Genomic DNA, 14,737 nt, shown 5'->3' on the forward strand with positions numbered 1-14,737 from the left:
AGTGCAGCATGTATATCTCTGGACATGAAATCCGGCTCGCGCCCGGCTTAAGGAGACAGAAAAATGGCCAAGACCCCCGATATGAGCAAGATGTTCCAGGACATGATGGCGTCCTTCCCGATGGACACCTCCGCGTTCCAGAACGCGTTCAAGACCCAGGCCGCTTTCGGCGAGAAATTCTCGAAGGTTGCCATCGAGGCCGCCGAGAAATCGACCGAGATCACCGCCAAGTGGACCAAGGACTCGCTGGCCAAGCTGGCCGACATGTCCAAGGCCAAGACCGACCCGGCCGACTACACCAAGGCGATCACCGACTTCGCGTCGGCCGCTGCCGAGATGGCCGCCGAGAACATGGCCGCCTTCGCCGAAGTGGCCAAGAAGGTCCAGATGGAAACCGTCGAGCTGATGCTGGCTGCGGGCAAGGAAGTCTCGGAAGAGACCACCGCCGCCGTCAAGAAGGCCACCAACGAAGTGACCTCGGTCGCCAAGAAGGCCGCCACCGCCGCGAAGTAAGCCGATCGGTCCTTGCGTCCCGCTCCCGGACGCATCGGCCAACCGCAAAGCAGGGCGGGCTCATCCAGAGCCCGCCCTTGCTTTTTTCTGCGCCCCTGCCCTAGACTTCTCTGCAAGCGCGAAACGCGCGCAGCATCCCGGGGAGGGTTCGCATGGCCGACACCGACAAGCCGCTTCTGATCAAGCGCTACGCCAGCCGCCGCCTCTACAACACCGAGACCTCGGATTACGTCACCCTGGAAGACATCGCCGGCTTCATCCACGCCGGCCGCGAGGTGCAGATCGTCGATCTGAAATCCGGCGACGACCTGACCCGGCAATACCTGCTGCAGATCGTGGCCGAGCATGAATCCAAGGGCGAGAACGTGCTGCCGGTGAACGTGCTGACCGATCTGGTGCGCAGCTACGCCACCAACATGCAGGCGGTGATGCCGCAGTTCCTGGCCGCCAGCTTCGACATGCTGCGCGAAAGTCAGGCCAAGATGGTCGAGAACCTGACCCATTTCCCCAACCCGCTTGCCGCGATGCCCGGCTTCGAGGCGATGCGCAAGCAGCAGGAACTGTTTCTCAAGTCGATGATGGGCGGGTTGCCCGCCTGGGGGTCCTCCGGCCCCGCGCGCGACGACGACACGCCCGAAAAGCCCGACGACATCGCCGAAATCAAGAAGCAGCTCGCGGATCTGCAGGCCAAGCTCGCGAAGCTCTGATCCATGGCAGACCCCGAGGGCCGAGTCACGCTCTGGGGCATCGAGGTCTTTCTCGCCGCCGCCGAGGAAGGCGCCATTTCCGCCGCGGCGCGGCGGCTGGGCGTCAGCCCTTCGGCCGTCAGCCAGCAGCTGTCGGGGCTCGAGACGGCGCTGGGGGCATCGCTTCTGGACCGCGGGGGCCGCCCGATGCGGATGACCCCCGCCGGCACCATGTTCCGCCGCCACGCCCAGGTGATGCTGAACGCCGCGCTTGAGGCGCGGGCCGAACTGGCGCGCGCCGATCTGGCCGGCCTGACCACCCTGCGGCTGGGCATGATCGAGGATTTCGAGGCCGACGTGACCCCACGGCTGCTCTCGGGCCTGTCGGAAGAGCTGAAGGGCTGCCGCTTCCTCTTGGAGACCGGCCCGTCGCACCGGCTGATCGACCAGCTTGACGCCCGCGCGGTGGACGTGATCGTGGCCACCGACCTGCCCGGCGAGCCGGGCGCCGAGGCGCCCGCGCGCGAGGTGCATCCGATCCTGCGCGATCCCTTCGTCGCCGTCTGCCCCAGGGGCCGGTCGCCGGCCGACTTGCCGTTGATCCAGTATACCGCGCGCCACCTGATCGGCCGCCAGGTCGCCCAGCACCTGGCCCGGCTGGGGGTCAAGCCGGCCTCGCGGTTCGAACTGGACAGCTACCACGCCATTCTGGCGATGGTGGCCGCCGGGGCGGGCTGGGCCATCCTGACGCCGCTGGCGCTGCATCAGGCGCGGCGGTTCCGCCCGCAGGTCGAGGTGCAGCCCCTGCCCTTCGCGCCGCTTGACCGCACGCTGTCGCTGTCCGCCCGCGCCGGCATGCTGCGCGACATCCCCGACCTGATCGCCCGCCGCCTGCGCGGCCTGATCGCAGCCGAGGTGGTCATCCCCATGCGCGAGGCCTACCCCTTCCTCGGGGACAGCCTCGCCGTCCTGTAGGCGATGCTCAGCCCTTCACATCCTCGGCCGCGGCCACGATCGCACCCGAGATGAAGTCCAGCTCGGCCTCGGCCAGCCGCGTCGGAAGGCGCACGTCGCAGGCCCGCATCAGCATGGCCCGGGTCTGCGGCAATTCGGGCACATCGCCCAGGAACTGCCAGTTCCAGTAGGCCCGCGCGTTGCCTTCCGACAGGCCGAATACCTGCACCGAAACCCCGCGCGCCTTGGCCGCCTTCTGGAAGGCCAATGCCTCGGCATCCGACCAGTCACCCGCCAGATTGAACTGAATCGAATCCGGCGCGCGCTCTTCCGGCCCCAGCGGATCGGGCACATGCAGCCAGGCGCAGCCGTTCAGGCGCTCGGCCACCCGGTCGTGGTTCGCCCGGCCCTTTTCCACCCGCTCGGCGACCAGCGGCAGTTGCGGCCGGATCACCGCCGCCGACAGGTTCTGCATCCGCAGGTTATACAGCGGCAGCTTGTTCTGCCAATGCGCGCAGCTGTTCGACAGGCCCGGGTGCTTCTTCCAGTTTTCCTCATAGGCGCCGGACATGATGATGGCGCGGGCCGCGATTTCCGGGTCGTCGGTGATCATGATCCCGCCCTCGCCGGCGTTCACCAGCTTGTAGGACTGGAAACTGAAGCAGCCCACCTTGCCGATGGTGCCGATCTTGCGGCCGTGCCATTCGGTGCCCAGGCTGTGGGCGGCGTCCTCGATCACCGGAATGCCGGCGGCATCGCACAGCGCCATGATCGCGTCCATGTCGCTGGTATGCCCGCGCATGTGGCTGATCATCACCGCGTCCGCACCGGGCAGCTTGGCCGCGAAATCCTCCATGTCGACACGGTAGTTCGCGCCCACTTCCACCAGCACCGGCACGCAATCGGCATGCACGACCGAGGACGGCACGGCGGCAAAGGTGAAGGCCGGGATCGGCACCCTGGCGCCTCGGGGCAGGTCCAGCGCCTTCAGGGACAGGAACAGCGCCGCCGAGCAGGACGACACCGCCAGCGCATAGCGCGCGCCCATCAGGTCGGCGAATTCCTGTTCCAGCAGCGTCACCGGGGCGTCCGAGGGTGCGGTGTAGCGAAACAGGTCGCCCGAGATCAGCAGCCGGTCAATCTCGGCCCGCGCGGCCTCGGGGATGGATTCGGCATCATAGACGTTGGGGGCAAGGGTCTGTCCGTCGGGGGCCATGCTTCAGCTTTCCTGAAAGTCTGCTTCAGGAAGGATGTAAACACTGCGCGGGTGACGCGCCAGTGACAAATCTGTCGCCCGGCCGGTTTCTGCCACCGGATTGTTCCCTTGCGGGGTCACGTCGCGAACCGTTTTCTCCCGGGCGCCGGAATTCGAAGTCGAATTCCGTCCACGATTTCCGACTTCGGAAATCGGCTACCCGGCCACCGTCGCGCGGGCCTCGAACCGCGCCAGCACCTCGGTCAACTCGTGCCACAGGGTCCGCGCCATCGACCGGAAGACCCAGACCTCCACCGTCTCCGGCCCCGTCCGCAGGATCACCGCCGACATGTGATTCACCGGCGCCCGGATCGCCGCGCCCGCGGGAAAGCTCCCTGGCCGCAGGTCCACCGGCACCAGCCGCGCCAGCGCCTCGGGGCCGGCCGGGCCCGACAGCGACACCCCGGCCCAGCCGCCCGACTGGTCGGTCACCGCCGCATGCCCCGCCAGCCCCGCCGGCGGCTCGGCCCCCATCAGGAAGGCCTGCGCGCGGCCCGTCCAGACCAGCCGCACCTCGGCCGCCGATACCCAGCGGTTCGGCTCCGGGAAGCCCAGCCCAAGGCTCTCCAGCGCCGTCGCGGCGCCATCCGCGCCACCGGGAAACAGCGCCACCGACCAGATCGGCCGGTCCTGCAGCGGCGCCAGCACCAGCCCGGCCCTGGTCACCGCGGCCTGGCCCTGCCAGGCCTCTTTCGCTATCAGCTCAGGCACGCATCCGCCCTCCGTCCGGGTCCAGGAACACCGGGTCGCAGACGTCGCAGACAACGTCCTTGCCCCGCAGATGATCGACCAGCCGGACCTGCTCGCCCAGCCTTGCGCGACCGTCGGTCAGAAAGGCCAGCGCCAGCCAGCAGTTCAACGTCGGCGACCAGCAGGTGCTGGTGGAATAGCCCTCGTCCGCGGCCTGCCCGATCACCGCGCCGGGCCGGAACAGATGCGCCCCAGCCGTCAGCGGCGCAAACGACCGCAGGCCGACCAGTTGTTGCCGTTCGGGGCCGGACAGTCCTGGCCGCTGGCTGGCCGCCTTGCCGATGCAATCCTTCTTCGCGCTGACTATCTTGGCCATGCCGATGTCGAAGGCCGTCACCCGGCCGTGAATCTCGGCATGGGTGACAAAGCCCTTCTCGATCCGCAGGACGTTCAGCGCTTCCATCCCGTAGGGGCCGCCGCCCATGGTCTCGGCCCGCGCCAGCAGGTCGCGGAACAGCGCCTCGCCATAGCGGGTGGGCACCGCGATCTCATAGCCCTCCTCGCCGCTGAACGAGATGCGGAACAGCCGCGCCTCGACCCCGCCGACCGGCACCGAGGCCAGGCCCATGAACGGCACATCCCCCAGCGGCGCATCGAGCATCGAGTTCAGCAGCGCCCGCGCCTTCGGCCCGGCCACGGCGAACTGCGCCCAGGATTCGGTGACGGAGATGAACCGCAGGTCCCAATCCGCGCAGAACGCCTGATGCACGAAATCCAGATGCCGCATCACCAGCCCCGCCGCGGCGGTGGTGGTGGTCATCAGGAAATGGTTTTCACCCAGGCGCGCGCTGGTGCCGTCGTCCAGCACCATCCCGTCTTCGCGCAGCATCAGGCCATAGCGCACCCGGCCCACCGGCAGCGTGCTGAAGGTGTTGGTATAGACCAAGTCCAGGAACCGCGCGGCATCGCGGCCCTGAATGTCGATCTTGCCCAGGGTGGACACATCCGCCACCCCCACCGCATTGCGCACCATCATCACTTCGCGGTCGCAGGCTTCCTTCCAGGTCGTCTCGCCCGGCTTGGGGAAATAGCTCGGCCGATACCACAGCCCGGCCTCGATCATCGGCGCCATCCGGTCGCGGCTGGCCTGATCGCTGGTCATCAAGCGTTGCGGCGCGAAGCCCGCCCCCCGCCCGCCAGCCCCCATGGCCGCAATCGACACCGGCACGTAAGGCGGCCGGAAGGTGGTGATCCCGGTCTCGGGGATCGACCGCCCGGTGGCATCGGCCAGCACCGCCAGCGCCGCGACGTTGGAGTTCTTGCCCTGGTCCGGCGCCATCCCCTGCGTGGTATAGCGCTTCATGTGCTCGACGCTGCGGTAGTTTTCCTGGGCCGCCAGCCGCACGTCCTTGGTGGTCACGTCATTGGCGAAATCCACCCAGGCCCGCCCCTCGGCCGCCACCGCCCACAGGGCGCGCGGCTGGCAGGGCGCATCCTCGGCCTCGGGCAGCGCAATGTCCGGCACCTTGAAGCCAAGGTCGGCCAGCGCACCCTGTGCCGCCGCCTGGCCCCCCGCCAGCGCGCCATGGGTCGAGAACCGGCCCGCCGCCGCCCCCGCCGCCACCAGCCCCGGCACCGCGCCCTCCATCGGCACGAAGGCCATCAGATCCTCGGCCCAGCGCGGCCGGCCGTTCATGTGGCAGGTCAGGTGCAGCGTGGGGTTCCAGCCGCCCGAGATCGCCAGGCAATCGGTCTCGACCTCAAAGGTCTCGGCACCCTTGCGCACGGTGATGCCGCTCAGCCCCAGACGGCCACGGCTGCCCACCACCTCGGCACCCAGATGCACCGGGCAGTCTTCCAGCGACGAGGCATCGGGCCGCGGGTCGATGATTCCCGCCACCTGCACGCCCGCCGCCATCAACTCGCGCGCCAGCGCGCGCCCCGTTTCGCTGCCGTCGAAGATGGTGATCCGCTGGCCGGGCACCACGCCGTAGCGGTTCAGGTAGGTGCGCACCGCGCTGGTCAGCATGATCCCCGGCCGGTCGTTGTCGGGGAAAGCCACAGGCCGCTCCATCGCCCCCGCCGCCAGCACCGCGCGACGGGCGACGATGCGCCAGAAGCATTCGCGCGGCAGGTTGGCCTTGGCGGGCCGGTGCAGCCCCACCCGCTCCAGCGCGCCATAGGTGCCGTTGTCATAGGCGCCGGTGATGGTGGTGCGCGTCATGATCCGCACGTTGGGCAGGCTGCGCAACTCGGCCTCGACGGCGGCCGCCCAGACCAGCGCGGGTTCGCCGCCGATCATCCCGCCGTCGCTGGCCAGCCGGCCGCCCAGGATCGGGGTCTCGTCGGCCAGAATCACCTGTGCCCCGGCCCGCGCCGCCGTCAGCGCCGCCATCAGCCCCGCCGGCCCGGCCCCGATCACCAGAAGGTCGCACCAGGCCCAGGCCTTTTCGTAGGCCCCCTCGTCATGCTTGCCCGACAGCCGGCCCAGGCCGGCCGCCCGGCGGATCATCGGCTCATAGACGCTTTCCCAGAAGGCGCGGGGCCACATGAAGGTCTTGTAGTAGAAGCCCGCACTGAAGAACGGGGCCAGCAGGTCATTCACCTCGAGCAGGTCGTATTTCAGGCTGCCCAGGCGGTTCTGGCTGCGCGCCTCAAGGCCGTCGAAGATCTCCTGCACCGTCGCCCGCACGTTCGGCGTCTGGTTGGTCTTGCCGTGGATTTCCACCAGCGCATTCGGCTCCTCCGACCCGGCGGTCAGCGGCCCGCGCGGCCGGTGATACTTGAAGCTGCGCCCCATCAGCCGCACGCCATTGGCCAGAAGCGCCGAGGCCAGCGTGTCGCCGCGATAGCCGCCGTAGGAGGTGCCGTCGAAGCTGAAGCGCACCGGATGGGCGCGGTCGATCAGGCCCTTGCCCTCGATCCTCATGCCCCCGCCCTCCCGGCGACCAGTTCCACCGCCGAAACCTCATGCGTGACGGTATTGCGCGTCACCACCAGCCACTGCGCACAGCCCTGCTCATGATACCAAAGGTCCTTGGTCAGCCCGGCGGGGTTGTCGCGGTTGTGCAGATAGTCGTCCCAGGCCGCCGGCGCAGCCCCTTCGGCCGGACGGTCAAGATAGGCGTCGGAGCCGTAATAATGGAACTCCCGCCGGTCGCGGTCGCCGCAAAGGGGGCAGGTCAGGCGCATCGGGCGGTCTCCTTGCGGGCTGGCGTCGCAGAGGGGCGCTGCCCCTCGCGCTGCGCGCTCACCCCGGGATATTTTTGGACAGATGAAAACACTGCCGATTTCATCTGTCTGAAAATATCCCCGCCGGAGGCATCCGACGGCAGGTCCGGGCGGGTGGCGTGCGGGTGGGGCATGACGGTCAATGCAGGTTGTGCTGGCTGCCGGTGCCTTCTTCGTCAAGAAGGTGGCCGGTGCGGAAACGGTCAAGGCGGAAGCGGCGGGCGACGTCGTGGGGCTGGTCGGTGGCCATCAGATGCGCCATGCACCAGCCGCTGGCGGGCACGGCCTTGAAGCCGCCGTAGTTCCAGCCGCAGTCGAGGTAGAGGCCCTCGACATGGGTCTTGTCGATGATGGGGCTGCCGTCGGGCGACATGTCCATGATCCCGCCCCAGCTGCGCAGCACGCGGGCGCGGCCGATCATCGGCATCAGAGTCATGCCGGCCTCCATCACGTGTTCCACCATCGGCAGGTTGCCGCGTGCGGCGTATGACGCGTAGAAATCCAGGTCGCCGCCGAAGACCAGGCCGCCCTTGTCGGACTGCGAGATGTAGAAGTGGCCCATGCCGAAGCTGATGACATGGTCGATCACCGGCTTGAGCCCCTCGGTCACGAAGGCCTGCAGGACGTGGCTTTCGATCGGCAGCCGCATCCCGGCCATCGCCGCGACCTGGCTGGAGCGGCCCGCCACCACGATGCCGACCTTTTTCGCCCGGATCGCGCCGCGGGTGGTCTGCACGCCGACGACGCGGCCACCCTCGATATCGATGCCGGTCACCTCGCAGTTCTGGATCAGGTCGACGCCGCGCCGGTCGCCCGCCCTGGCATAGCCCCAGGCCACCGCGTCATGCCGCGCCGTGCCGCCGCGCGGGTGCAGAAGGCCGCCGTAGATCGGGAAGCGGGTCTGTTCGAAATCCAGCCAGGGCAGCAGCTCGCGCACGCCCTCGCGGTCCAGCAGCACCGCGTCGTCGCCCAGCGTGACCATGGCGTTGCCGCGGCGGGCGAAGGCGTCGCGCTGGCCGTCCGAGTGGAACAGGTTGATCAGGCCGCGCTGCGAATGCATCACGTTGTAGTTCAGCTCGGCCTCCAGCCCTTCCCACAGCTTCAGCGAGTGGCTGTAGAATTCCTGGTTGCCGGGCAGGAAGTAGTTGGCCCGCACGATGGTGGTGTTGCGGCCGACGTTGCCGCCGCCGAGGTAGCCCTTTTCCAGCACCGCGACATTGGTCAGCTTGTGGTTCTTCGCCAGGTAGTAGGCGGTGGACAGCCCGTGCCCGCCGCCGCCGATCACGATGGCATCGTATTCGGCCTTGGGGGCAGGGTCGCGCCAGGCCGGCTTCCAGCCCTTGTTGCCGAACAGCCCCTCGGTCAAGACCTTCAGGCCCGAATAGCGCATCCTGCCGCTCCTGTCGTTCCGGTGCCACTGAACCGGCTTTGCCTCCGGTTTGCAAGGCGGCGCGGCCACAGGCCTGCCTGCCCGCGACAGCCCCTGTCGCTTTCGACCCAACCGGCCACGCGTCCTGCTGCCGCACCGCGCCCCTTGCGCCCGCGACGCCTGTCCATTACATTCATAAAAATGAATTTGAACCCGGCAGGAGCCGCCATGACCCAGATCGTCCTCCTCGGCTCAGGCTTCGCCGCACTGACCGCCGTGCGCGAGTTGCGCCGCCGCAAGGTGCAGGCCCAGATCACCGTGATCTCGCCGCGCGACGAGTTGCACTACCTGCCGTCGTCGATCTGGATTCCCGCCGGTCTGCGCACACCCAAGGGCCTGCGCCTGCCGCTGGCGGGGTTCTTCGCCCGCCACGACGTGCGCCACCTCAAGGCCCGGGTCACCGGCCTTGCCACCGCCAGCCGGACGGTGGAAACCGACGCCGGCCCGGTCACCGCCGACCACATCCTGATCGCCACCGGCGGACGCTTCCTGAAGAAGCTGCCGGGCATCGAGAATGCCATCATCCCCTGCGAAGGCCTGGCCCCGGCCGAGGCGCTTGCGGCCCGGTTCGACGCCCTGCGCGAAGGCACCATCGCCATCGGCATGGCCACCAACCCGGCCGAACCCGGCGCCATGCGCGGCGGGCCGATGTTCGAATACGCCTTCATCCTGGACACGCTTCTGCGCCGGCAGGGGCGCCGCGACGCGGTGCGCATCGTCTTCTTCAGCCCCGCCGAACGGCCCGGCGCCCGGCTGGGGGAAAAGGCGGTGGACGGCATCCTGGCCGAATTCGCCCGCCGCGGCATCGAGACCCACCTCGGCCACAAGATGACCCGCATCGATCCCGGCCGGGTGGTGACGGAAGGCGGAGAGATTGCGGCCGACCTGATCCTGTTCCAGCCCGGCATGACCGGACCGGACTGGCTGGCCGCCTCGGACCTGCCGCTGTCCCCCGGCGGCATGGTCAAGGCCGATGCGATGTGCCGGGTCGAGGGCGCCCCCGGCATCTGGGTCGCCGGCGACGCGGGCAGTTACCCCGGCCCGGACTGGATGCCGAAACAGGCCCACCAGGCCGACCTGCAGGCTGCGGCGGCGGCGGCGAACATCGCCTCCGAACTGGCCGGACAGGCGCCGACGAAGCGGTTCACCCCGGAGCTTGTCTGCATCATGGACACGCTCGACAGCGGCATGCTGGTGTTCCGCCGTGGCAAGCTGAACCTGGTCCTGCCGCGGATGAAACCCCTGCATTGGCTGAAACGCGCCTTCGAGCGGCACTACCTGCGGACCTATCGCTGACGCCGGCCCGGGGAACCGGAATTCGAAGTCGAATTCCGTGCACGATTTCCGAATTCGGAAATCGGCGCCCGGCCGCCGCTCAGGGCTTCAGCATGTAGTGGATCCCCTGGCCTTCGCCCTTGACCTCGACATGGTCGTCGATCTGCAGGTCCTTCCAGCCGTTGGTGACCGTCTCCAGCACGGTCACCGTCTTGGCATAGGGATAGCCGTAGGTTTCCCAGGTCTCGCCTTCCTGGCGGACAATGACCACCCGGCAATGCTCCATGTCGCCATTGCACCAGGTCGGCTCGGTGATCTTGACCAGCGCCTCATCGACGCCGTCGCCGTCCAGATCGGCCGCGCCGTAGCCATAGGTCGCGCCCGGCACGCGCCCCTGCGCGTCCTGCCAGGCCGAATAGCCGGCGATGCCAGCCGGCTCTTCGGGGGTGAACACGATCTCCTGCGCCAGCGCGGGGGGCGCCAGCAGGGCCGCAAGCAGCGGGACAACAGCCTTCATCGCGCAATCTCCTTGGCAGGCGGACGGGCCTTGCACCCGCCCGCCGCCAAGGCATCGGCCCTGCACCGCGGCGGCGCCTTGATCCGCGTCAAAGCCCCTTCGAGCGATAGGTCTTGGCCACCCGGTCGATCGCCACGATATAGGCCGCCACCCTCAGGTCTTCGACGCCCGTCCGGCCATGCCAGACCTCGCGCATCGCCTGGTAGGCGATCCGCATCGTGTCATCCAGGCCCGAGCGCACCAGCACCAGCTCGTCCGAGCCGGTCAGGAACTGCTCCTTGAACCCCGGCGCCAGGGCCCAGCCCAGGTTCTTGTCGGCGCTCAGCCGTTCCAGTTCCTCGACCAGGAGGCGCGACCGCGCCTCCTCGGCCCGGCGCTGCATCCGGCCGAACCGGATGTGGCTCAGGTTCTTGACCCATTCGAAGTAGGACACCGTCACTCCGCCGGCGTTGGCGTAAAGGTCGGGGACGATCACCGTGCCCTTCTGGCGCAGGATCTCGTCGGCACCGAAGGTGATCGGGCCATTTGCGGCCTCGATGATCAGGGGCGCCTGGATGCGGGCGGCATTGCCCAGGTGGATGACGCCTTCCAGCGCCGCGGGGATCAGGATGTCACAGGGGGCCTCCAACACCTTCGCTCCGTCGGGCAGCCAGGTCGCCCCCGGAAACCCGTGCAGGCCTCCGGTCGCCGCCAGGTGGTGCTTCACCGCCTCGACCTCCAGGCCCGCGTCCGACACCAGCGCACCATCGCGTTCGATGATCCCGGTGATAAGGGCGCCGTCCTCTTCCGACAGGAACTTGGCCGCGTGATAGCCGACGTTGCCAAGGCCCTGGACGATGACCCGCTTGCCGTCCAGCCCGCCGGACAGATGCGCCCGCGCCACGTCCTCGGGGTGGCGGAAGACCTCGCGCAAGGCGAACTGCACGCCGCGGCCAGTCGCCTCGACCCGGCCCTGGATGCCGCCGGCATGCGGCGGCTTGCCGGTCACGCAGGCGCGGGCGTTGATGTCGGTGGTGTTCATTCGGGCATACTGGTCGGCGATCCAGGCCATCTCGCGCTCGCCGGTGCCCATGTCGGGGGCGGGCACGTTCTGCGCCGGGTGGATCAGGTCGCGCTTGATCAGCTCATAGGCGAAGCGGCGGGTGATGCTCTCCAGCTCCTGTTCGTCCCAGGCGCGCGGGTCGATGCACAACCCCCCCTTTGATCCGCCGAACGGCGCCTCGACCAGCGCGCATTTGTAGGTCATCAGCGCCGCCAGCGCCTCGACCTCGTCCTGGGTCACCGCCAGGGCATAGCGGATGCCGCCCTTGACCGGTTCCATGTGTTCCGAATGCACGCTGCGATAGCCGGTGAAGGTCTCGATCTTGCCGCGCAGGCGCACCCCGAAGCGCACCGTGTAGGTCGAGTTGCAGACCCGGATCTTCTGTTCCAGGCCCGGGCTCAGGTCCATCAGGCGCACCGCGCGGTCGAACATCAGGTCGACCGAGTCGCGGAAGCCGGGCTCCTGGACAGCCATCGTCATCGTGCATCCTCCCTTTGCCGGCGCAACCCTGGGTCCCTTGCCCGACCGGCCGGCAGAGCATAGCCGCGCGCCGGTCGCGGCGCATCGGGTGAAACGACCGGCGCCAAGGGCGAAAGCCGGCATTTGTTCATGGTTTTCCGGCATCCTGATTCGCCGCAGATGTGGATTTTCCGATTCTTAGCCGTCGCCTTCGCGCGAAAGTTGTGAAAATCCGTTCACCGCAACGCTTCAATCCGGAAGCCTTCGCAAAATCGTTTCCCGCCAACGCGAATGTCCGGGGTCCGACCTGCGGTTGCCACAATTTGGCCCGAAGACCTGCGCTATCTGAGAGCGGGAAATCACGCCCCTATTCCGGGGTGAGAACGGGTTGGAAGTGACAGGGTGCATGAGATGAGACATTTCTTGCGGTCGGCAACGCAGAAGCTGGATCGGCAGGCCGGTCGTTTCGCGGCCGAGGAATCGGGCGTCATGGCGCCGCAGATCCTGTTCTTCTTCTTCCTCATGCTGCTGGTCGGAGGCGTGGCGATCGACTTCATGCGCTTCGAGACCAAGCGCGTCGCCCTGCAGAACACCATGGACCGCGCCACCCTGGCCGCGGCCAGCCTGGAACAGACGCTGGTCCCCGTCGATGTGGTGAACGACTGGTTCGACAAGGCCGGCCTCGAAGAGGACCTCGACTCGGTGACCATCGACGAGGGGACGAACTACCGCATCGTCCAGGCCAAGGCGACCACCAAGTCGAAGAACTTCTTCATGTCCATGATGGACATCCCCTACCTTGAATCGCAGAACCGCAGCCAGGCAGAACAGCGCATCAACGATATCGAGATCATGCTGGTGCTGGACGTCTCGGGTTCGATGGCCTCGAACAGCAAGATCCAGAACCTGAAGATCGCCGCGCACGACTTCATCGACACCGTCACCGCGAACGACCCCGAGGGCCGCATCTCGATCGGCATCATTCCCTACAACGCGCAGGTCAACCTCGGCAACACGCTGGCGGCCAAGTACACCGCGTCCTACAACCACGGCGTCTCGAACGCCAAGTGCTTCGAACTGCCCAGTGGCGTGTTCAACTCGCTTGCGCTGTCGCGCAGCACCGCCTTCCCGATGATGGCCGTGGCCGATACCCAGGGCGGAACCAACCAGTTCAACCAGTATGTCGCCCTGACGGACACCGACTATGCCACGCCGGGCAACACCGCGGCGCGGCGCTGGTGCAACCCGTCCACCAAGATCGACGTGACCCTGCCGACCAAGAACAAGACCTCGCTGCACTCCGCGATCGACGACCTGGTCGCCGAAGGCAACACCTCGATCCTCTTGGGCATGCGCTGGGCCACCGCGCTGCTCGATCCGGGCGCGCAGTCGCTTTACACCTCGCTGATCAACGACGGCGCGATGGCCTCGAACATGTCCGGTCGCCCCTTCACCTATGACAGCAACGAGGCGATGAAGGTCGTCGTGCTGATGACCGACGGCGAACACGTGGCCCACGGCCGCGTCGTCGACGCCTACAAGACCGGCACCTCGCCGATCTGGCGGGCGAACGACGCCTACCTGTCGATCTTCCATTCCTCCAAGGTCAACAACTCGACCTCCACCACGATCTGCAACAGCCGGCCGTTCTACGTGCCGCACCTGAATGCCTGGCATTCGCGGCCCTGGAACGGCACCACGCCCAATGCCACCGCCTGCTACTCGCCGACGGCGACCTACACCAACACCACCCGTCAGAGCTGGGAACAGGTCTGGGCCCGGGCGCGCGTGTCCTGGGTGGCCTGGCAACTCTATGCCCGCGCCCTGGGCACCACCAACACGACCCGCACGAACACCTACAACGCCCAGATGGCAGCGATGATCCAGACCTACCAGTCGGTCAGTTCGATGAACTCGCTGCTGTCGTCCAACTGCAGCAAGGCCCGCGACGAGGGCATCCTGATCTACGGCATCGCCTTCGAAGCGCCCAGCAACGGCAAGACCGCGATCTCGGATTGCGCGTCCAAGCCCGGATCGACCTACTTCTTCGACGCCAACGGCCTGGAAATCCAGACCGCGTTCCAGTTGATCGCCGCCAACCTCAGCCAGTTGAGACTGACCCAATGACCCAGTCCCCGCTTCGTGTCCTCGGCCGGCGCCTGCGTCGCCTCTGGCGGCGCGAAGACGGCACCGCGACGATCGAATTCGTCATCTTCATTCCGGTGGTGCTGGGCATCTTCATGGCCTCGGTCGAAGCCGGCTACTACATGATCCGCCACGTCTCGATGGAACGCGGGCTTGACCTGGTGATGCGCCAGTTCCGGCTGGGCAACCTGGGCCTCGTCACCCATGACCAGCTGCGTGACCTGATCTGCGAGGCGACACCGATCCTGAAGGACTGCCAGAGCGAGCTGAAGGTCTGGCTGAAGCCGGTCGACACCGCCAACTGGATCATCCCGGGCGACACCGCCTATTGCGGCGACGGCAACGGCACCCTGTCCAGCCTTGGCTCCGGCGACGTGCAGAATGGCGGCTCGAACCAGATCATGGTGGTCCGCATCTGCGCGCTGCAGAACCCGATGTTCCCGACCACCGGCCTTGGGCTGAACCTGCGCGCCGACTCGGTGAACGGTGGATACCAGTTGATGGCGGCGACCGTCGTCGTGAACGAGCCGCGCTGAGGAGT

At 67.6% G+C, this 14,737-nt stretch carries 13 protein-coding genes; 6 read left to right on the forward strand and 7 right to left on the reverse strand.

The features are described 5' to 3' along the window. The first annotated feature begins 63 nt into the window (after positions 1–63). From LHP98_RS12250 to LHP98_RS12260, 3 genes are all read left to right on the forward strand, one after another. Positions 64–513, forward strand: a complete 450-nt coding sequence (locus LHP98_RS12250; protein WP_227252813.1) for a phasin family protein — start codon at positions 64–66, stop codon at positions 511–513. Positions 514–665: 152 nt separating this feature from the next. Beyond that, a complete protein-coding gene (gene phaR, locus LHP98_RS12255; RefSeq protein ID WP_227252814.1) occupies positions 666–1,220 on the forward strand; it encodes a polyhydroxyalkanoate synthesis repressor PhaR in 555 nt (184 codons plus the stop codon). A gap of 3 nt (positions 1,221–1,223) precedes the next feature. Continuing rightward, positions 1,224–2,174: a LysR family transcriptional regulator gene (locus tag LHP98_RS12260; RefSeq protein ID WP_227252815.1), complete on the forward strand. Its 951-nt coding sequence runs from the start codon at positions 1,224–1,226 to the stop codon at positions 2,172–2,174. A 7-nt stretch (positions 2,175–2,181) separates the two neighbouring features. Here LHP98_RS12260 and LHP98_RS12265 read toward each other — a convergent pair whose 3' ends face one another. The 5 genes from LHP98_RS12265 to LHP98_RS12285 all read right to left on the reverse strand — a co-directional run bounded on the left by LHP98_RS12265 (position 2,182) and on the right by LHP98_RS12285 (position 8,719). After that, positions 2,182–3,369 carry a DegT/DnrJ/EryC1/StrS family aminotransferase gene (locus LHP98_RS12265; RefSeq protein ID WP_227252816.1) on the reverse strand — a complete coding sequence of 396 codons (1,188 nt, stop codon included), beginning with the start codon at positions 3,367–3,369 and terminating at the stop codon, positions 2,182–2,184. Between the two features lie 195 nt (positions 3,370–3,564). Then, complete coding sequence (locus LHP98_RS12270; RefSeq protein WP_227252817.1) at positions 3,565–4,119, reverse strand: sarcosine oxidase subunit gamma; 555 nt, start codon at positions 4,117–4,119, stop codon at positions 3,565–3,567. Further along, the gene (locus LHP98_RS12275; RefSeq protein ID WP_227252818.1) at positions 4,112–7,027 is read right to left on the reverse strand and encodes a sarcosine oxidase subunit alpha family protein; all 2,916 of its coding nucleotides are present in this window, start codon (positions 7,025–7,027) and stop codon (positions 4,112–4,114) included. The genes LHP98_RS12270 and LHP98_RS12275 overlap by 8 nt, the downstream gene beginning before the upstream one ends. Next, entirely contained in the window at positions 7,024–7,290 is a 267-nt protein-coding gene (locus LHP98_RS12280; protein ID WP_227252819.1) for a sarcosine oxidase subunit delta, read from the reverse strand. Before LHP98_RS12280 ends, LHP98_RS12275 begins: the two co-directional genes overlap by 4 nt. Positions 7,291–7,468: 178 nt before the next feature. Then, a complete protein-coding gene (locus tag LHP98_RS12285; RefSeq protein ID WP_227252820.1) occupies positions 7,469–8,719 on the reverse strand; it encodes a sarcosine oxidase subunit beta family protein in 1,251 nt (416 codons plus the stop codon). A 207-nt stretch (positions 8,720–8,926) separates the two neighbouring features. Between LHP98_RS12285 and LHP98_RS12290 the strand changes: the two genes are divergently transcribed. After that, the gene (locus LHP98_RS12290; RefSeq protein WP_227252821.1) at positions 8,927–10,054 is read left to right on the forward strand and encodes an NAD(P)/FAD-dependent oxidoreductase; all 1,128 of its coding nucleotides are present in this window, start codon (positions 8,927–8,929) and stop codon (positions 10,052–10,054) included. A gap of 79 nt (positions 10,055–10,133) precedes the next feature. On the opposite strand, the gene LHP98_RS12295 is transcribed toward LHP98_RS12290, so the two are convergent. Beyond that, positions 10,134–10,550, reverse strand: a complete 417-nt coding sequence (locus LHP98_RS12295; protein ID WP_227252822.1) for a hypothetical protein — start codon at positions 10,548–10,550, stop codon at positions 10,134–10,136. A gap of 88 nt (positions 10,551–10,638) precedes the next feature. Beyond that, positions 10,639–12,066: a Glu/Leu/Phe/Val family dehydrogenase gene (locus tag LHP98_RS12300; protein WP_227252949.1), complete on the reverse strand. Its 1,428-nt coding sequence runs from the start codon at positions 12,064–12,066 to the stop codon at positions 10,639–10,641. A 396-nt stretch (positions 12,067–12,462) separates the two neighbouring features. On the opposite strand from LHP98_RS12300, the gene LHP98_RS12305 reads away from it, so the two are divergent. Together LHP98_RS12305 and LHP98_RS12310 are read left to right on the forward strand one after the other, a co-directional pair. Further along, positions 12,463–14,178 carry a pilus assembly protein TadG-related protein gene (locus LHP98_RS12305; protein ID WP_227252823.1) on the forward strand — a complete coding sequence of 572 codons (1,716 nt, stop codon included), beginning with the start codon at positions 12,463–12,465 and terminating at the stop codon, positions 14,176–14,178. After that, positions 14,175–14,732, forward strand: a complete 558-nt coding sequence (locus LHP98_RS12310; protein ID WP_227252824.1) for a TadE/TadG family type IV pilus assembly protein — start codon at positions 14,175–14,177, stop codon at positions 14,730–14,732. The genes LHP98_RS12305 and LHP98_RS12310 overlap by 4 nt, the downstream gene beginning before the upstream one ends. Positions 14,733–14,737 lie beyond the last annotated feature (5 nt).

Origin of the sequence: Rhodobacter sp. Har01 (assembly GCF_020564565.1) — a bacterium.
In the GTDB taxonomy this organism is placed as follows: domain Bacteria; phylum Pseudomonadota; class Alphaproteobacteria; order Rhodobacterales; family Rhodobacteraceae; genus Pseudogemmobacter.